Source organism: uncultured Bacteroides sp. (assembly GCF_902491285.1).
Taxonomy (GTDB): Bacteria; Bacteroidota; Bacteroidia; order Bacteroidales; family Bacteroidaceae; genus Bacteroides.
This window is the reverse complement of sequence record NZ_CABUHK010000027.1, coordinates 1-19912: the sequence shown is the minus strand read 5'-3', so window position 1 is coordinate 19912 and position 19912 is coordinate 1. Positions and strand designations below refer to the sequence as shown.

Sequence of the window (19912 nt, the reverse complement as noted above, 5' to 3'; positions counted from 1 at the left end):
TTTTTCTTAAAAGAACGATTACAAATATAGGAAATAATTCAGAAATAAAAAATTCCGGCTGATGAAACCGGAACTTTGCCATCCATCTTTGCATTATAAACCTACCGGTATCTTCAGCAAATACCAGATGATAAACAGTAACGTCCAGGCAAACAAGATAGCCAGTGAATATCTCCAGGTATATTTAAGTAATGTACCATACGTTATCTGTTTATCATACTGCCGCATATAAGTCAGCACCAAAGGCATATAAAATAAGAAAGGAGTAATGGCATTTGTCGAGCTATCTCCGATACGGAAAGCACATTGCGCTACGTCCGGTGAGATTCCCATCTGCGCAAACATAGGAATAAAGATGAAAGACATAAAAGCCCATTTGGAAGTAGCAGATACCATAATCAGATTGATAAATGCCGTAAACAGGATAAACAAGACCAAAGCCGTCAATGGAGTCGGCTCAAAAGAAGAAAGTAACTCGGCACCCATTATGGCAAGACATTTGTCCAAATGAGAATACTCAAAACAGGCGAACATCTGAGCGGCAAAGAAAGCAATTACGAAATAGACGCCTAGAAGTTTCATGGGCTGTGTCAACCCTTCAATCACATCATTGTCCGTGCGATAACGACCGGAACTAAAGCCATACGCCATCCCCGTAATGCCCGCTCCCAAAGAGAGAAGGAACAAGATACCGGCAATGAAAGGTGAATGCATCAGACCGCCGTTCACACCACGCAAAATGCCATAAGAGGAAAAAGTAAGCCATAAAACAAGGACTACATAAATAGCTGCTACAATGATAGAAATCATAATTGCACGCCTCTCTTTACGCGATAGAGGACGATAACCTTCCACTTTTACACTTCCTTCATATTTACCTAACCTGGGAAGAAGCCATTTCTGGGTCACCCAATAAACAATAGCAGTAATTACTACCGTCGAAGCACTCATAAAGAAGTAATTGCAAAGAGGTTCCGTATTACCCTGGTAGCCTGTTTGAGCCAACGCAGCTTCCTGTGTGGTATGAGCCAATAGCGGATCCATCGTACTCAACACAATATTGGCACTATACCCGCACGCCACGGAGACATAAGCCGTCACAATTCCCGCAATCGGATGAAGTCCCACCCACTGAAACAACATGGCGGCAATAGGCAGCAAGATAATATATCCACCGTCACCAATAGCATTCGACAACAATCCGAGAACAATCACCCACAAGATAATTTTCCTCTTCTCCTTACGGTTACCCACCCCCATACGGATACATGCATCAATAAAACCTGAGTGCTGAGCAACTCCTAATCCGAACATGGCAATAATCACCATGCCCAACGGAGCAAATCCCGTAAAGTTCTTAATAGCGTTCCTCAACCACCAGCGGATTCCTTCCGGACTCAGCAAGCTTTGTACACGAATATCTTCGCCGGTCTGCGGCAATGTCACCTTCAATCCATAGATATCACATATCCATGAAAGAAAGACCACTGCCATTGTCAGCAGCATGAACATCGTAGCAGGATGGGGCATGCGCCATTTTGTCTTCATCGCTTTTCAGGTTTATTCTTCGTCAGTTTCCCTTTGTCTATTCCTCGTCGGCTTCCAAATTATCCAAATCAATAATACGTAATTCCAATGCACGGACAGCCAATCGGGTAGCATTCACTCCCACCCGTTCTCCATTTGGGAAAAGACGTCCGATAAGGTCATTTTGCCTTTTTTCCAATGATTTCACACCGAAGGGCATACCTTTCAGATTCGCAATCATCTCTTTCGTATATCCCAATGCCAGATGGCGGAGAAAACGCTCGTCATATTCGTCGATATCATAACTGATTACCGCTTCCTGACGCTTCGCATCATTGGCAACCGACTTTTTGAAACGCTCTACAATCTTTTCCAAAATCGGATAGTTGAAAACCAGTTTCTTACCATCCATCACAGCCTGTACATCTGTTTTGGTCAATAATTCTCCTGTCTTGAGGATAATTCCGTCGGCACCGGCATTCAGTACATCCACCCACAACTTCTCATTCAGAATTTCACCGGTGAAAATCAGTACACGGACATCTTTATAGCGTTTGAATATATTCCGGCAAATATCCACCCCGATAGTAGTAGAACCACCCAGTCCCAAATCCAGCAATACCAAATCAGGGAGTTGTGCCTCCATTAACGGCCAAAATTCGCTCTCAGTCATGGCAGTGCCAATCACTTCCGCATTCGGTATTTCGTGGCGGAATATCTCTTCTGTACCTTTTAACTCCAGTTTTACATCCTCTACAATAATAACTTTAAACTTCTGTTCTTCCATTTCCTTATCTAATAACTTTTAGGTGTTTTCTTTTTTATCTGCGCGGAACAGTGAAATAAACCGTGAATCCTCCACCCGCAGCAGGCTCGGCATTAATGCGACATCCCCTGCGTCCCGCAAATTCGTCATGGTCACGGATAATCTGCTTGCATACCAGGTATTCCGTACCGCGCAACTCCCCTTTTTCACCGGAAGTCATGCGTGCCAGATTCGGGTAAAACAATTGGTTCAACTCCTCTACACTCTTCTCACGTCTCTTATCCGTAAAGAGAAAACGAATATACTCATCATCCCTGCGAGCCTGCAAACGAAGCACACCGTCTTCACGAACCGTCAACGCTTCGTCAATCAGATTTTCCAACAAAAAACGCAACTGATTCACATCTCCTATTACTCTTGCCTCCACCGGCTCCATCTCCAACTCTATCCTCTCCGTCCGGTTCTTCATTACCTTCCTGAAATATTTTCCGGCAGCATCAAAAAGCTCCTGCACCGGAATCACCGTCCGCCGGAAAGTAACCTCTTCCAACTGACGGGAAGCACACGAACTCAGGATAGTGAAGATACCCTTATAATATTCTATCAATTCCGTCATAGTATCCACCGCTTCGCGCTCTTCCTTTTCCGAAAGATTCTGTACGTTCAGCCGTCCTACAATCTGTTTGATTTTATTCGGATAATAAATCGTCTCATGTTTAATCGTAGACAAACAGTTGTCGAGCACCATATTCTGTACATGCAACATACTATCTTCCCAAGAAGCCCGGCGCGTCTCTTCGTGTGCCGACTCAATATCCCGGTATTTCGTAGCCAACTTCACTACTGCGTTAAATACTACAATAGCCACATAACGAGCCACCAACTCAAACAACAAACGGTCTGTTTCCTGCTCCGAACCTTCCCTACGCTCCAAATACAACACACCGACACATTGATGTTCTCCCCCCGCTTCCACTCTCAATGGGATAGCCAGAAGATGTTGATTGGCAAGATACTCACCGGAATCAAAACACAACTGCACCATTTCCGGCATTTCCTGTCCGGGACGCGAAGCATATTCCAACCGATGCGTCGTTTCATTATATACCGCGATTCCCATCCGGTCAATTGCCAGCAATTCATTCACGGAACCGAACGCTTCATCCACAATACGCTGCGGTATTTCCTTGAGTGTACTTTCCTCACGTTGAAGCGCTTCCGCATCCTCCTGTTCCTGAGGCCTGACTAAAGATGCCGCAAATACCTTCTGATTTATTTCGAGCACCTGCTCAAGATTCAACCGATTCTGCAACCGCTTCCTCATATACAAAAAATAATACCCGACCAAAGAAACAACCAGCAAGACAAAGCACAAGATAATTCCTACCGTCTTATTGGTGTTCGAACGTTCCAACTGTCTGCAGTATGCTTCCAATGTCTGGTCTTCTCCCTGCAACTTATACAAATCCGTAAAAGCCGAATTATTATAACTGTATGCATCCAGTTGTTTCAAGGCCAAAAAAGCAACCGCTGCTTCATTTCTTATGTCCAGAATCACATGATAATCCGAATCAAACAATTCGTTCCACCAACTGATTTCAGCAGGTATTCCCGTACCTACAAGTTTCATATAACGATGCGGACGTCCGGGACGCGCATATTTCTCATAATGCTCGTTCAGCAACAACATGGCAGAATCCACATATTGCAAAGCAAGCTCGTAATTCTCATCTACATTGGCAAAATACGCTGCATTGGCATAGTCCGACGCAGCATCCAGCAAATCCTCATAAATAGAGTCCGTAGCTACCACTATCGAATCTTCCCCCTGCAACGTAGGCTGAATCGGATCATGCTGGCAAGATACCATTCCCATAGGAAGCAACAAGCAAAGCAATATCCCGAGCACCTTACGCACTCCCAAAGGCAAACGGAAATAAAAACGACTTCCTTTTCCTAGTTCACTTTCCACATTAAAAGTACACACCCGGAACAGTTCATTGGTTTTCTTATATTTCTCAATGATTCCCTTACAATTCATCAATCCGAAACCACTGCCTTTATTTTCTTTTAATTCTTCCGGATTCTCCGCATTCTTGATGCCAATCACACGCGAGTCATATACTTTCTCACCTATGATACACGCCACATCTTCTTCCGAAATTCCTCTTCCGTTATCTTCCACAGAAATCTCCACATATGTATCCGTAGTATGTGCATAAACTTTAATAATACCTCCTTCCGGAGTATATTTACGGGCATTCTCCGCCAGCGTATTAATCATAAACAGAGTCAGTGCCCGGTCTGCTTTCACCATAACGGCGGTCGGCTCAATCTCCAGCGTCTGCTTTTTCATCTCAAAGGAACGCCGTCCTTTTCCCAACAACTCAAACAGTTCGTCAAGGCTGAACGTTTCGATATTCAAGCTCAACGTTCCCTGCTTCATCTTAATCCATAGAGCCAGGATATCATTATACTCATTAATCGTAGTGACCAATTCGTCAATATACTGATATTTCTCCTTCTTTATCTTTTCATCATCAATATATCCTTTCTCCGTGAGCTTGTGCACCTCGTTCAAAATACGGTCGATATAAGGATTGATACCATTGACAATAGCCATACAAGCTTTCTTTATCAGATTCTGACGCTTATTTCCCGCAATGTGCTGCTCATAGATATACCGTTGTTTTTCCAACTTCATCCGTTCGTCACTCAATGCTTCCACCATCTGTTCATTGTCGACCGCCCAAATAATATAAGGTTCCAACACATGCACCAAAGCCTTTTCATCGCGATTCAGCCGATGCATAGGAACAAGCGCCGCTTTGCCCTCTTCGGGGATATCCAGTCTCATCCGCCCTTTCCCGAACAATTGGTCTATCCCTTCCTGAATCAACGGAACATTCATCGGAATAGAAGAAGTAATATCCCGGCAAAGTCCCAGAATCTGTTGCAAACGTTCCACGTCAACCTGATTTCTTATTTTGGAACGCTTATTGAAAAACCACCAAAGAATAACCACCAGCACCAACCCGACAATCACCAAAAAAAGAACAAGTGTCATCTGCCGTGAACCGGCTTCCAGTGAGACATAACGACTTTCCAACTCCTTGTCCTGACGGGTAAAATTCAGAATATCCAAGTATATATTCCGGTTGTAATCAGATGCATACTTCATTCCCAAACCTGCATACGACACACTCAGTTGTTCCCGGATCCTCGAAATCCATTCGGGGACAGTCTTTACGTTCTCCTGCATAATCCACGGTACACCCGTGTAAGTTGTATCCCCTTCGGCAAACGTATATAACTTATCCAATGTATCCGTCTCGTTATGATAATAGAGCATATGATGCCGGTTCACACAATTTAATGCTTTCGTCAATGTATCCAGCGCTTCCGAATACCGGCCATGTACATTCAGATACTTTCCGATAGACACATAAGCCCCGGCAATCTGATATAAATCATCATATTCGCGGAATTTTTCGAGCGCAAGTTGTGCCAGACGTAAAGGTAAAAGTGAATCTATCGGAAAGTCAAACTGTTCTAACGCATGTGTCCGTCTTGTCTGAAAAAAATCGAAGTTATTGGAAGAAATCATTAGGTTGGCAAGCCCCTGCAGACCATTTCCCTCAAAATAAGGATGATTGCTCTGAACAGCCATCCGCCACGTATAATAAAGATGATCGAACTCACGGAGTTTTCTATCTTCCGGTTTGTCAGCTTCCACCAAAGAAGCCGAACCCTTGATATAATGATAATAAAGCAACTGGTTCGTGTCTGCCAACGCTTCATCTTCCGGTATCCGATTGAGCGAGGCAACCGCTTCCTGTCGTTGCTGAAGATAATAGTAATAAATGGAAGAAACGATGAAGAACTCCGTAAAAGCATAATCCAGGCGAAGCTTCTCATGCCTGTCGGCGAACAAGTCACTTTCCTCACGGATACGCTTCATACGCTTCAACGCACTGTTCCGGTAATCATAAAATTCTTTGTTCATTGCCGTTCGCTGGCAAATTTTCATCAGCCCGATGTCGGCAATCAGGAGTTCGAGTTCGTTTTTAGTCAGTTTGTACACCTCTTTGTGCAAGGCTTCGGCACGATCGAAATCCATGTTCATATAAGCCCAGAATCCCAGGTTATTTGAAGCTTCAGCTTTCCCCGATTTATAGAAGTTTACCTGACGATAAGCCTGTTCGGCATATCTATAGGAAGAATCAAGATTCCGGTAACGAAAAGCATACGCTTTCCCGTTCAGTGAATCAATCAGACGCACTTCTTTGGTCGGCACCATATCAGTGCACGAAAAGAAAGAGGCGAACAACACTACACCTATTATATATAAAGGAAAGCGTGAACTCATTTTATTATCGGATAATTAACAACGGATAATGGATATTCTCCATTATTTATTGCAAATCTACAAATATTTCCGATAAGATTGGAGAGAAAAATATTTTTTATACAATAAGTCCTTCTAAATAATAAGAGAAATTCCTACCTTTGCAGGCAAATTAACAAATAGGTAACATCTATTACAAAATGAGCGAAAAAGCACCCTTTATGGTATTCTCGGGAACGAACTCGAGATATCTTGCAGAAAAAATCTGCGCAAGCCTGAATTGCCCTTTGGGAAATATGAACATAACCCATTTTGCCGATGGTGAATTTGCGGTTTCATACGAGGAGTCAATTCGTGGCGCACACGTATTCTTGGTTCAATCCACTTTCCCAAACTCAGACAACTTAATGGAACTTCTCCTGATGATTGACGCTGCAAAGCGTGCATCTGCAAAGAGCGTTGTTGCCGTAATCCCTTATTTCGGATGGGCCCGTCAGGACAGAAAAGACAAACCACGTGTATCCATCGGAGCTAAGTTGGTAGCCGACCTGCTTTCTGTTGCAGGTATCGACCGACTGATTACCATGGATTTGCATGCAGACCAGATTCAGGGATTCTTCAATATCCCGGTAGATCACCTGTATGCATCAGCAGTGTTCCTCCCCTACATCCAGTCATTGCAATTGGAAGAACTGGTGATTGCCACACCGGACGTAGGTGGTTCAAAACGTGCCAGCACTTTCTCCAAATACCTTGGTGTGCCATTGGTACTCTGTAACAAATCACGCGAGAAAGCGAATGAAGTTGCTTCCATGCAAATCATTGGTGATGTAAAAGGCAAGAATGTTGTCTTGGTTGACGATATTGTAGACACAGCAGGAACAATCACCAAAGCTGCCAACATCATGATGGAAGCCGGTGCAGCATCTGTACGTGCCATTGCCAGCCACTGTGTGATGTCCGATCCGGCATCTTTCCGTGTGCAAGAGTCCGGTCTGACGGAAATGGTATTTACCGACAGTATCCCTTACACTAAGAAATGCGCGAAAGTAAAACAGTTGAGTATTGCCGACATGTTTGCTGAAACAATCAAACGCGTTATGAATAACGAATCTATCAGTTCACAATACATAATCTAAGCGAACAAATTTCGTTAATAAAAAAACGGTGAACAAGTCTTGCATAGCGCAACTTGTTCACCGTTTTCTTTACTTTATATCTTTTATTGCAGTCTTCCTAATTTATAGGTTCCTTTCTTGATGACCTTTCCGTCCTTATCAGTCTCTACAAAAGGACCGTCCTTCTTTCCTTGTTTGAAAAATCCGTCAAAGCGGTTGCCATCTTTGTCGACCTGCACACCCTGCCCCTCTTCCAATCCATCAACAAAACCACCTTTATATTGCATACCTGCGACAGTCTTTAAAGTACCTTGACCATTCGGACGGTTGTCCTTCCAGTCACCTTCATAAACATCACCATTGCTCCATTTGTAGACACCCTTTCCGTCACGCCTGTTATTTTTCCAGTCACCTTCGTACACAGCTCCATTCGCCCAGGTAAAAGTACCTTTGCCGTCTTGCATACCGTCTTTGAAATTTCCCACGTATTTGTCACCGTTGGCATGATAATAAACACCTTCGCCGGTACGTTCGCCTAAAAGATAAGACCCTTCATAACGGTCGCCCGTATGGAAGAAGTACGTACCTTTGCCATGTTGGATATCATCCGCCCAGTCACCCTCGTATTTATCTCCGTTGGTATACTCAAATACCCCCTTGCCGTGGCGGACATCATCTTTCCAGTCACCTTCATACTTACAGCCATCATCCCAGTTCATGGTACCTTTACCGTTTTTCTTGTCGTTCTTCCAGTGACCCGTATATTTTGCTCCATTCGCCCAAGTATAAGTACCTTTACCTTCACGTTTATCATTCTCCCAGTTACCTACATACAAGTCGCCATTATGATAATACATTGTACCTTCACCATGCTGATAGTCCTGAAACCACATACCGTCATAACGGTTATTATTCATGAAATAATAAATACCTTTTCCATGCTGCTGGTCCTGAAACCATTGTCCTTCGTATTTTTCTCCGTCGGGAAACAGATAGATACCGTAACCTTCACGTTTTCCCTTTATATATTCTCCTTCATAGACATCACCGTTTTTAAAGACCGTCTTTCCTTTTCCATTCGGCTTGCGTCCTTTCATTTCACCTGTATAGACGCTACCATCCTTAAAAGTATAGTTGCCAATCTTTATATCAGTAGAGAATGTATCCTTTATTTTTCCGAAAAATCCGCCTTTTTTTCCTTCATTTTCTTGTGCCATTGCTCCCGCTTGTGTAAGGAGAGCCAATAAAAGTGTAGTATATAGATATTTCCTCATTTATTTTAGTAGTTACTCTTTTTAGATTTACAATTTGGACAAAGATACAATTTCTCTCCCATAAATCCCCCTACCGGAAAGCAAATTATGACAACTTTTTACCTGCGATGACCTCTTTTAATGTCTCTTTGCACAAATAACGCTGTGCCAAATCCTGTATTTCCGCAGGTGTAATCTCATTTACCGCATGCAGAGAACGTGAGAAATAATCATCATCCAAACCGGAAGTAGCAATAAATATCCATGCGTCCGAGAGTGAGAAAGGCGACTCGTAGCTACGGCACATCTCACCCAACATATAGTTACGCACCATCGTCAGTTCCTCAACCGACACCTGTTCCTGATGTAACCGGTCTATCTCGTGATACACTTCCTGTATCAACGGCTCCACATATTCATTATCCGTTTCCGTCGAAACAATCAACACCCCACTATCCGGATAAAACATGATACCAGCCGAAATACCATAAGTATACCCCTTTTCTTCGCGGATATTAGACATCAGACGGCTACCGAAATAACCGCCGAACAAAGTCATCAGCACCCGCAGTTTCGGATAATCCGGATGTTCACGAGTGACAGTGGTACATCCCATTTTCACCGCACTCTGCATAGCATCTTCACGCTCTGTAAAAATCCTCTTTTCGGGAACGGCAGCAAAAGGAAAACTTACTTTCGGCATCTGTAATTGATGCTGTCCGAACGGAACTCCGAAAGTATCCGTTACCCGACGGATAATATCTTCCGTCACCTTGCCGGAAAGAAAAATAGAGCAATTGCCCGAATGATAATACCTCTCATAGAAATCACGAAGAACATCCGGAGTAATGGTATGGTAATCCCTCTCCATTACTATTTTTCCACATGGATGATGTTCCCCGTAAAGAGACTTCAACAGACTGCGATGCGCCAGGAAATCTACTTTGGATGTATTAACCAGATACTGTTGGATATTCGTATCCAAGATAGTCCGCAGTTCTTTTTCAGGAAAGAGTGGTTCTTTAATCATGGATTCCACTACTTCTAACGTTCTCGCCAAATACTTATTCAGCGAATAAACCGTAATATAAGCATACTCCGAAGAGCTGGACAGTTCAAGCCACGAGCCATAATAATCCAGTTTCCCGGCAATGGTAGCTGCCGTATATTTCACAGTACCTTCGCGAAGCATCCGGTTGGTAAACAAAGCTTGCAGTTTCTGCGACTGCTGCCAACGACCTCCGGCAAAAAGTATGTCCATACGTACCACATCCTGCTCACCGGCATTGATAACGGTCAGCGGAATACCATTCGGCAAAGAAGTCCGAACAGGAGTAAGTACCCGGAAATTTTTCAGAGTTTGTATTTCAGGCTGTATCGTTCGATTCATAAGATTATCCCCTGTTCTTCAAAAATTCCTCTGCACGTTCCAAGTCCTGAGGAGTGTCAATTCCAATCGTTTCCACATCACTGATACCGACCTTTATCTTGTATCCGTTTTCCAGCCAGCGAAGCTGTTCCAATGATTCGGCTATTTCAAGAGAAGATTGCGGCAGATCGGTAATCTCTTTCAACACCTCCGTGCGATAAGCATACAAACCGATATGTTTATAATAAGTATGTCCTTTCAGCCAATCCTGTTTTTCAGCATTACGTTGATAAGGGATAATAGAACGGCTGAAGTAAAGTGCGTTCCAGTTTGTATTGACTACCACTTTCGGTGAATTCACATTTTCGAGTACGGCAAACGGTTCATCGGCAGTGAAAGGTTTCACCAATGTAGCAATTTGCGTAGTCGGGTCTTCAAAACAAACTTTTACAGCATTTAACTGCGAAGGCTGGACAAAAGGCTCGTCTCCCTGTATATTGACTACGACATCAAAATCACCACCAATCTTGGTACAGGCTTCGTAACAACGGTCCGTACCGCTTTTATGATGGACAGAAGTCATAACTACCTTACCGCCGAAAGCTTTTACTGCCGCTTCAATCCGCTCATCGTCAGTGGCTACATAAGCATCATCCAAGACACCTGCTACTTGTTCATATACACGTTGTATCACTGTTTTCCCACCCAGGATAGCCAACGGTTTCGCTGGGAAACGCGTGGATGCATAACGGGCAGGTATTATTCCGAGAAATTTCATATCTGAATCTATTTTAATTCTTCTAATCCCTTCAAGATATACTCCCTTTTCAGGTCTTCGGGTTTCAGCACCCGGTCGTCAAAAGTAAGCAAATCAATATCCAGGCAAACTTTTTCTTCTTTCTTATCTCCCGGACGACGGCCGGCAGACTGTTCAATCGCTTTCAGTTCCTTCCTCACTTTCTCTTCCTCTGATTCGGAAAAGAACTGCGCTACCTGATTGGAAAACAACGCCGGACTTTTGAAAAACAAAGGTTGTGTTTCCTGCTCGGACGTGAAGCGAATGGAAGGAAACAAATCCGCTAACTTTTGCCGTGCAAAAAGCAGATTTTCCTTCCGGTTATAGTTACTTCCAATACAGATAATACACTTATGCATGATTGGAAACGAAGATTAGTTAAACAAATCATCCAATCCAATTTCTTCCACTTCACCATTTGAAGTTTCCGAACCGGCACAAGGATCAAATCCCTCAGGAAGTTTAAATTTTTCTTGCTGGTCATATCCCAAAGTCGGATCATCATATACTTTCTTCATATAGATTGCCCAAATAGGCAGTGCGGCAGCAGCTCCCTGACCATATGTCATTCTACCGAAGTGGATATCGCGTTCATCCCCCCCTACCCAACAGCCGGATACCAGCGAAGGCGTGAATCCCATAAACCAAGCATCGGAATTGTCATTGGTTGTTCCTGTCTTTCCACCCATATCAGCAATGATACCATAGCGACGCACACGTCCGCCCGTTCCTTCATTGATAACGGCACGAAGCATAACAAGCATTTTGTAGGCACTCGAAACACTGATCACTTCTTCCATTTGGGGGGCAAATGTAGAAATCACATTCCCGTCACTGTCTTCGATACGAGTGACAAATAACGGAGCTACACGAATCCCCTTATTGGCAAAAGCAGTATAAGCACTCACCATTTCGCCGACAGAAATTTCACAAGGACCGAGACAAAGAGAAACAACCGGGTCGATAGCTTTATTACGTACACCAAAACTATGAATCAGTCTCACCAAATTATATGGATTCAGCTTACCCATCAAGTAAGCAGAAATCCAGTTATCGGAATTAGCCAATCCCCATTTCAAAGTTACCATTTCTCCATAACGCTTGTTGTTGGCATTACGTGGTGACCATGGAGTTCCGTTTTCATCAATCAATGTCTGCTCTACGTGACGCACCAAGTCGCAAGGAGAGAAATTATTCTCCATAGCCAAAGTGTACAAATAAGGTTTGATAGTAGATCCCACCTGACGGCGTCCTACCATAGCCATATCATACTGGAAATACACATAATTCGGTCCTCCCACATAAGCCTTCACATGTCCGTTCATCGGGTCCATTGACATAAATCCTGTACGCAGGAAAGACTTGTAATAACGGATGGAATCCATCGGGCTCATAATCGTATCCTTATCCCCTTTCCATGAAAAGACAGTCATCTCTTCCGGTTTGTCGAATGCTTTCCGAATCTCCTGTTCCGAAGCTCCCGCTTCCTTCATCAAACGGTAACGGTCAGTCTGCTTCATTGCCTTAGTCAGTAATTCTTCCACCCGTTTCTCCGGCAACGATCTTGCATAAGGAGCATTCTTGCTTCCCTCTTTTTCCTTGAAGAATACCGGTTGCAGATAATCCCCCAAATGCTCTTTTACGGCATCCTCAGCATACTGCTGCATACGTGAGTTAATGGTGGTATAAATCTTCAAACCATCAGTATAGATATTATAGTTCGTTCCGTCTTTCTTCTTGTTTTTCGCACACCATCCATACAACGGATTTGTTTCCCAAGAAAGAGAATCTTCGTAGAATTTCTGCATTTGCCAACCACGATAATCGCTTTTTACCGGTTTTGGTGCAGTCATTACACCACGAAGATATTCGCGGAAGTAAGTAGCCAACCCCTCTTTATGGTCTACACGATTATAAGTCAACTTCAACGGAAGAGCCTGTAACGAATCACGTTCAGCTTCTGTGATATATCCTGCTTTGCGCATCTGTTCGAGCACCACATTACGACGTCCGCGAGCACGTTCGTTGAAGCGTACCGGATTATAAAGCGATGGATTTTTGCACATACCGACCAAAGTCGCCGCTTCTTCCAGTTTCAAATCTTTCGGTTCGCAGCCAAAGTAAGTGTGTGCAGCCGTCTTGATACCAACAGCATTATTCAGGAAGTCAAACTTATTAAGATACATGCTCAGAATTTCCTCTTTGGTATAATACCGTTCAAGTTTCACGGCAATCACCCATTCAATCGGTTTCTGAAAAAGGCGCTGAAGAGTATTCCTGGCAACATTTTCCGTAAACAACTGCTTGGCAAGCTGCTGAGACAGAGTACTACCCCCACCCGCATTTTTCTGAAACATCAAACCACGCTTTACAAATGCACGGAACAATGCTTTGGCATCAATACCCGAATGTTCGACGAAACGAACATCTTCCGTAGCAATCAATGCATTAATTATATTTGGAGAGAGTTCCTTATAAGCAGTATATACGCGATTTTCCTTACTGTAAGACCAAGTACCCAGCACTTTGTCATCCTCAGAGAAAATCTCCGTCGCAAACTTATAACTCGGATTCTCCAACTCCTCGACAGGCGGCATATATCCTATCCAACCTTTCGAGATGGAAACAAATATAGTGACCACAGCCACTACTCCAATTGCCAATAAAATCCAAAGAGCTTTTATTATTTTTCGAATCATGTTTTTTCTAGCTTAAAAACGCATTAAATTAAGGTGCAAAGGTAGATAAAATCCAGTACTCAGCCAACGAGTTTGATTATTATTTCAGTTTTGTTAAATACCACATTCCTCTAAAATCAATGGAACATATTCAAAACCAGTATCAGCCCAAATCGCTCAATTTATGATCGAGATCAAAACGCAAAACATAAAAAACACCATTTATGGTATTTCCAAAGCAACGGATTTTCTGGTCAATACGGAATTTATGAACACCAGCACGCCATTCATCATCAGAGAAATAAGTACCTGTTTTTTTATTCTTACTGAATTCCTTATAATCCAGTCCGTCATCAGTAACTATCTGCTGCCATGACAAACTTTCAAATTTATTAAAAGCAGATTTAAACAAACCGATATTTTCACTTGAAACAAGATTAAATCCATTTTTTGCATCCAAACTGTCAAAATTCAGTTTGCTAAACCTTATGTTACTACAATAAGACTCAAATGAGATGTCGCCCCTTTGCAAAAGAGTCTCTCCAAGCTGGCCACCTTCCCACACATTCGGAACACTATCCGTTGTATTATCTTCTTTAATCTTAACATCAAACTCATCAGACAAAAACTCAGATTTGGCAAACGATATCAAACAAGCCCGTCTTGCTTGTGCCTCCGCCACCGATGTCAAAGTAACCTCCGTATCATCAGACCCCTTCCTTACCAAAAGATATATTTTAGTCACATCATGCTGTACATCCTCATCCCAAAATGGCTCGTTCTGCAGTTTTGCCAGCTGGCTTTTCATACGCCTCATGCTGTCATTTACCTTGGCAGCCCGACTAAATATTATACTGTAAAAAGTCTCATTAGAGGTTACATTACTATTATAAAAATCACTCTTCTTATAAAGTAGATCTATCCCCAAAACAGACATATCATGAAGCACAGCAGACAATGGCTTCACTCCCGACTTTTCAAAATCGTCAATGTCCTTATATTGCCCGTTTAATGATAGTTCATTCAATATACAATCCATGTCCTATCAACTTAATATATCATCAAGATCCTTGTCAAATTGCTCAAACATGCCAGGAATATAATTCTGTATTCCCCCTTGTTGGCTGAGGACCACTCGTTCCCCTTTTGTCAATCCATCCTTCCCCCGTATAAAATGGAAAACACGGACATCCTCCAATGAAATCTCGTTTTTGTGTAACAAGCGACGGATGCCATTAAACAAATGATCACTATGAGATTCTACAATCACCTGACGACCGGACTTTGCTACCATTGCCAGAAAATCAATCAAATCGGCTTGTGCCGACGGATGGAGATGAATCTCCGGATTCTCAATAATAACAATACTGTCCTCCGGAAGAGCCAAACAAACAATGATAACCTCAGTTATGAAACTGATGCCTGTGCCGACATGGTATGGAAAAAGTTGCTTTCCACCGATTGTCTCAAACTTCACTCTATATTGTGTACCCTCAAAATCTACAATTAGACGATATCCCGTCAGTTTGTTCAGCCACAGATTTACCTGCCCTTCTAAAGTCTTCGTTTCCTTTCCTGCCCACAGAGATTCCGGTAAGAGCTGCGTCCGATTGTTCTGGTAAAAGTCAATCACGAACTCACCGTTAAGTCCCAGCGGATTTTGTTCCGCATTCGGATTAATGGTAGAATTATCCAAACGCCCGGTTCTCATAGCAGGCAAATAGAATAAAGCATTATGCAACATTGAATATAAACGCTCTGACGGCTTCTTATCCTGTTCGACATTTATGCTTTTAAACGCATCATCACCTGGTGTAAAGACTATATTAACCTCATTTCCTTCTTCTAAGAAATCTATCTCGTAACTTTTAGCATTTGTAATAAAATTGCGGGTCTCATTGAAAGTGACAACCGGAGTATGACGTGCTACCGCCCGATGGCTTTGAGGTTCTTCACGAAGATTGTCTGCTGCATTCAGCAATGCCTGTATGGCCGAGGACTTTCCTGCTGAATTAGCGCCAGAATAAAGATTCAACCTGCCTAAATCAAAATTATTCTCTTCAAATGACTTGTAGTCTCTGATTTTATACCCGTTCAACATTTTGTTCGTTTTTACGTAAATAACTATTTATCATCTCGTAACGCAAATGAGTCTGTTTGCGGCTGTCAACTGAATATGTGAGTGAATCCACATATTCAGTGTTACCCAGCATCAAAGAATATGCCTTACAGATTTCATCCTTATTTATATTGTCCATTTTTGCTATCAAATAGCTAAAGCTCTCAAAAAAAGCCATATTTATAGGCCTTTTTTGCCTTCCCTCATCTGATGGAAGCCTGAAACCGCCAAGAGGTATTACATATTCGGCCGCATGGCACATACACTCATCGAATATAACTTTCAACCTCCCTATCAATTCGTCCTGATATTTGAGTCCATTGAGAAAAGACATCGTCTTGCCTAGGAAATCCTCCAAATTACTCTTATATTCCAGACTTTGACCAGCTTCAATATCTACAGACAGATGTTCGTTCCATAAATAGAAAGCCAAAAAACGAATAACGAGATATCGGTCCTTCATGTGCTTGGAAGGAATCGTATATTCTGTGGCACGCAAAAAATTATCATTCTCCGCCAATTCATCAATCAATCTGGTAGAAGTACCTTGGTATAGAGCATTCCGCATTTCTTGATTATTCAAATTCGTACCGCCCCTATTCACACGGTCAAAAAGGTCAAATGTAACCCGATCGCTTGTAGGAGCCTTAATGACATTGATTGTCAAAGTATAGTCCTCTATTTTATTCTGTTCGATAGGTGAAAGATCTGAGAAATAACGCTTGACATGGTTCTTTAATATGGACAATTTTTCCAATTTGAATTTATTGTCAATAAAATCAAAAAGCGTCCCCAAACGTTGTTTTCCATCTACAACCACATATACGCCCTCCGGATTCTCCTTTACATAAAAAGCCGGTAATGGTATTCCCATAATGATGGATTCTATCAGTTCACTTTTCTGCTTGGGAGACCAAACCATATTGCGTTGAAATGGAGGTGTCAAATCCAGCATAGACGGTTCTTTTTCCCAGCGACGCTTCAATTGAAAGACAGATGCCGTTTCGCGGGCAATGTTCAATACAGCGTCCGGATATATGTCATCAACGTTTTCATCAGTTGTTTCCAAAGAAGGATTTAACGTTTCGTCCCCTTCAAAATCGACCTTCATATCTTCAGGTATTTCCATATCCATTTATCTATTACATCTATATCTCTGTAATTTGCAAAGATAGCTAATAATTTGCATAAGTCAGCAGAATAAATTCGCAAAATAAATAAGATCCTTATCAACTACACATTATTTATCTTCTTATCAAAACACAAAACAGGCGGGATTTTTCCCGCCTGTCATTCATACCTAATTATATCTTAACTACAAGATACCTACTACATCGTTGCCGCCTGTACACCAATCACTCCGGCAATCGCACCGGCAACAGCAATAATCACTTTCAAAATCATACTCCAAGTTCTTTTCATAGACATTCTACTTTTAAAATTAAACATTAAACAAACTACCAGACAGCCAATTGTGAGTTGCCAATTAATCAAGCGGCCGGGTCAGGTGTTTCTCCGTCATCTCCCCCATCGTCGCCACCACCTTCATCACCACCATCATCCGGATCTTCCGGTGCTACAGTAACACTGATTTTCTTCAGATATTCATCCAGACTGATCAAGTCCAGCTTCTCATCTGCCCGCGTTGCAGTCTTTGTGACACGCAGTTCCTTATTCGCTTGAAAAAAGATACGAACACTCTCCACACTTTTAGCAGTGATATCCTTTGCCAGCTCCGCACCTTTCGAACGGGCAGCCAACATAAATACTCCTAAACCTTCGATATTCACCGACTTACCTTCCAGCAACTGTTCCTTCATCTTATCCACGAAGTTCTGAATCACACTCTTGATATCACCGACAGAAAGAGAAGAACGATCCTTCATCTTCTCTGCGAGATATCTCAAATTGACAGACTGGCCTAAAGTAATCAGATGCGGATAAAATCTCTTGGGAGAATTAGGGACACGCGGATCTGTCGGTCGCGTAATGACTTTGTAAATTACACTCATACTACGTTTTTTTAAAGATTCAAATTCAAGTTATTTATTCACGTTTCGTTGATCAACGATGCAAAGGTGCGGCTTTTATTTCGTATAGAAAAGGAAAAAGCCCCTTGCGGAGCTCTTTTTATTCGATCAAGTGCATAATAGACTATTAATCAACAATATATTTCTTTTAGAACCTCTTACATCTATTTTTCTGAGTATCAATAATCACTTCACAGACAGTTGTAAATGAAAAAGCAATAACTTATGTACATTGAATTTGATAAGGAATATCTGAGGGAACTTTATGAACAAGGACGCACAGACGATAAGAAACACCGTTTCCAGCCAGAGATAGTAAGAGGGTATCAAAAGGCTGTGTTTGCGCTCTTGTCTGGAAATTGTGTCACGGACCTGTTTTGCAACAACGCGTTAAATTACGAAGTCCTGCAAGGTGATAAATCAGGTATTTCTTCAATTCGCATAAATCGCAAGTACCGTCTTGAATTTACGGTTAAAGACGTGATGAACGAACAGATAATAAGTTTGCAAATTGTTGGATATAAGTAACCATTACAAATAATTTAAAGATATGGAAACAAAGAAAATATATGCCCCGGATGAGCTTATACCTTCGGAACCTATACATCCTGGAGAAATGCTCAAAGATGAGTTACAAGCACGCGGAATATCGCAACGTAAATTTGCCGAACTTATAGGTGTGTCCTATTCAGTTTTGAATGAAGTATTGAACGGCAAGCGACCGATAACAACAGAGTACGCACTAAAAATAGAGGCAGCAACCGGTACTAAAGCATACATGTGGGTGAATATGCAAACTGCATATAATATGCAAACTGCCCGCCGTGACAATCGACTTTCAGCCATATTAGAGCAAATACGCAAAGCAGTCGCAATGCTTTAAAAGGCAGCTCCGGCACTCGCTTTATTCCTGTTTGTACATTATTTCCTTCTTCCTAAAACGCAAAACAGGCGGGATTTTTCCCGCCTGTTTTAGATAAGAAACAATCTCTTCATAAATAATTTCGTCATTATTTGTTTAATATCATGAGATATTTTTTATGCCAAGGTTGTCCGTCTTGATAAAAATATTTTCGCATAATATTTTCCCACGATATCTCACGAGACAGATATTTTCCATTTTTAATCAACTCATCCTGTTCATCCTCATTGTCAGGAAAACGTTCCGCTATTTGACCAGCCGCAGTTTGATTAACCTTATCCATAAATGCACCATACTCCTCCTGACTTTCCTTTCGTAAGGAAATATATTCTCGACAAAAATTCGAATGATAATCAATTACCACAATATTCTTCGCGCTATTTTTTATTTTTCTTATATGAGACGAGGAACCCGATGCAGCAGAAATAATAGAAAGCGCCCCGCAAGACAAACTCTCAAGCGGAGACAATCCATAAGAATCATAACTGCTCAATCCCCAGTTCAAATCAACAGCTCTATACAAATCATCCCTTGACAGATAAATTTCCCCTTTAACATCCCTATAACACGGCCATTGCGCATCTTCAATCAACATGCAATAAAAATGATTAATTTCATCCACATACAGAAGTTTTGATCTTCAAGCACTCTTTCATGTGAAAACTCATCTTCCAATTCAGAAGGACAATTCTTATCATATTTCGGGAAAACACTCCTTGTAAATATGGATACGAGCACATCGGAGGATGGGTCACAAACGGTATTAAAAATCGTCCCGAAGCAACTGTACGCAATATCATCGGGATGAGGTGATATAAAAAGTAACCATACTATTTTCCGCCACGCCAATTTTATCGGCTGTCTTTCAGCCGATAAAATAAAAATGCCCGTAAGAAAATATTTTTGTTTTAACATTCCGGTTTATAGAAACTCCTATATGAAGCACCTTTGAGTCTTCACCATCGTACATCCTGTAAACCGTATAT

16 protein-coding genes and 1 pseudogene are annotated in these 19912 nt (G+C 42.0%); 3 read left to right on the top strand and 14 right to left on the bottom strand.

All coding sequences use genetic code 11. The features are described from left to right. Positions 1 to 93: 93 nt before the first annotated feature. From RDN93_RS09245 to RDN93_RS09235, 3 genes are read right to left on the bottom strand one after another with little or no spacing between them, the layout of a single operon-like run. The gene (locus RDN93_RS09245) at positions 94 to 1548 is read right to left on the bottom strand and encodes an AbgT family transporter (RefSeq protein WP_308745242.1); all 1455 of its coding nucleotides are present in this window, start codon (positions 1546 to 1548) and stop codon (positions 94 to 96) included. Between the two features lie 37 nt (positions 1549 to 1585). Next, the gene (locus RDN93_RS09240; protein ID WP_308745241.1) at positions 1586 to 2314 is read right to left on the bottom strand and encodes a DUF5932 domain-containing protein; all 729 of its coding nucleotides are present in this window, start codon (positions 2312 to 2314) and stop codon (positions 1586 to 1588) included. A 34-nt stretch (positions 2315 to 2348) separates the two neighbouring features. Continuing rightward, entirely contained in the window at positions 2349 to 6662 is a 4314-nt protein-coding gene (locus RDN93_RS09235; protein WP_308745240.1) for a DUF5113 domain-containing protein, read from the bottom strand. A 179-nt stretch (positions 6663 to 6841) separates the two neighbouring features. On the opposite strand from RDN93_RS09235, the gene RDN93_RS09230 reads away from it, so the two are divergent. Beyond that, the gene (locus RDN93_RS09230) at positions 6842 to 7780 is read left to right on the top strand and encodes a ribose-phosphate pyrophosphokinase (protein WP_308745239.1); all 939 of its coding nucleotides are present in this window, start codon (positions 6842 to 6844) and stop codon (positions 7778 to 7780) included. An 83-nt stretch (positions 7781 to 7863) separates the two neighbouring features. Here RDN93_RS09230 and RDN93_RS09225 read toward each other — a convergent pair whose 3' ends face one another. From RDN93_RS09225 to RDN93_RS09180, 10 genes are all read right to left on the bottom strand, one after another. Further along, entirely contained in the window at positions 7864 to 9033 is a 1170-nt protein-coding gene (locus RDN93_RS09225) for a phosphatidylinositol-4-phosphate 5-kinase (protein ID WP_308745238.1), read from the bottom strand. An 85-nt stretch (positions 9034 to 9118) separates the two neighbouring features. After that, entirely contained in the window at positions 9119 to 10402 is a 1284-nt protein-coding gene (locus tag RDN93_RS09220; protein WP_308745237.1) for a pitrilysin family protein, read from the bottom strand. A gap of 4 nt (positions 10403 to 10406) precedes the next feature. Continuing rightward, positions 10407 to 11159, bottom strand: coding sequence for a 3-deoxy-manno-octulosonate cytidylyltransferase (kdsB, locus tag RDN93_RS09215; protein ID WP_308745236.1), 753 nt, complete (start codon positions 11157 to 11159; stop codon positions 10407 to 10409). Positions 11160 to 11167: 8 nt separating this feature from the next. Continuing rightward, positions 11168 to 11536: a 2-amino-4-hydroxy-6-hydroxymethyldihydropteridine diphosphokinase gene (locus RDN93_RS09210; protein ID WP_308745235.1), complete on the bottom strand. Its 369-nt coding sequence runs from the start codon at positions 11534 to 11536 to the stop codon at positions 11168 to 11170. A gap of 15 nt (positions 11537 to 11551) precedes the next feature. Next, positions 11552 to 13876, bottom strand: coding sequence for a transglycosylase domain-containing protein (locus RDN93_RS09205; RefSeq protein ID WP_308745234.1), 2325 nt, complete (start codon positions 13874 to 13876; stop codon positions 11552 to 11554). A 142-nt stretch (positions 13877 to 14018) separates the two neighbouring features. Further along, positions 14019 to 14894: a hypothetical protein gene (locus RDN93_RS09200; RefSeq protein ID WP_308745233.1), complete on the bottom strand. Its 876-nt coding sequence runs from the start codon at positions 14892 to 14894 to the stop codon at positions 14019 to 14021. Between the two features lie 6 nt (positions 14895 to 14900). Next, complete coding sequence (locus RDN93_RS09195) at positions 14901 to 15956, bottom strand: DUF3696 domain-containing protein (RefSeq protein WP_308745232.1); 1056 nt, start codon at positions 15954 to 15956, stop codon at positions 14901 to 14903. Beyond that, positions 15940 to 17103: a DUF262 domain-containing protein gene (locus tag RDN93_RS09190; RefSeq protein WP_308745231.1), complete on the bottom strand. Its 1164-nt coding sequence runs from the start codon at positions 17101 to 17103 to the stop codon at positions 15940 to 15942. The genes RDN93_RS09195 and RDN93_RS09190 overlap by 17 nt, the downstream gene beginning before the upstream one ends. A gap of 200 nt (positions 17104 to 17303) precedes the next feature. Then, on the bottom strand, positions 17304 to 17396 hold the full coding sequence (locus tag RDN93_RS09185; protein WP_156150203.1) for a smalltalk protein: 93 nt from the start codon (positions 17394 to 17396) through the stop codon (positions 17304 to 17306). Positions 17397 to 17464: 68 nt separating this feature from the next. After that, a complete protein-coding gene (locus RDN93_RS09180) occupies positions 17465 to 17986 on the bottom strand; it encodes an HU family DNA-binding protein (RefSeq protein WP_308745230.1) in 522 nt (173 codons plus the stop codon). Positions 17987 to 18229: 243 nt separating this feature from the next. Between RDN93_RS09180 and RDN93_RS09175 the strand changes: the two are divergent. Beyond that, positions 18230 to 18545, top strand: a pseudogene (locus RDN93_RS09175) (type II toxin-antitoxin system RelE/ParE family toxin). 9 nt (positions 18546 to 18554) lie between these two features. Then, positions 18555 to 18887, top strand: a complete 333-nt coding sequence (locus RDN93_RS09170; protein ID WP_308745229.1) for a HigA family addiction module antitoxin — start codon at positions 18555 to 18557, stop codon at positions 18885 to 18887. Positions 18888 to 19014: 127 nt separating this feature from the next. Here the strand turns inward: RDN93_RS09170 and RDN93_RS09165 are convergent, their stop codons facing one another. Continuing rightward, complete coding sequence (locus RDN93_RS09165; protein WP_308745228.1) at positions 19015 to 19548, bottom strand: hypothetical protein; 534 nt, start codon at positions 19546 to 19548, stop codon at positions 19015 to 19017. Positions 19549 to 19912: the final 364 nt, after the last annotated feature.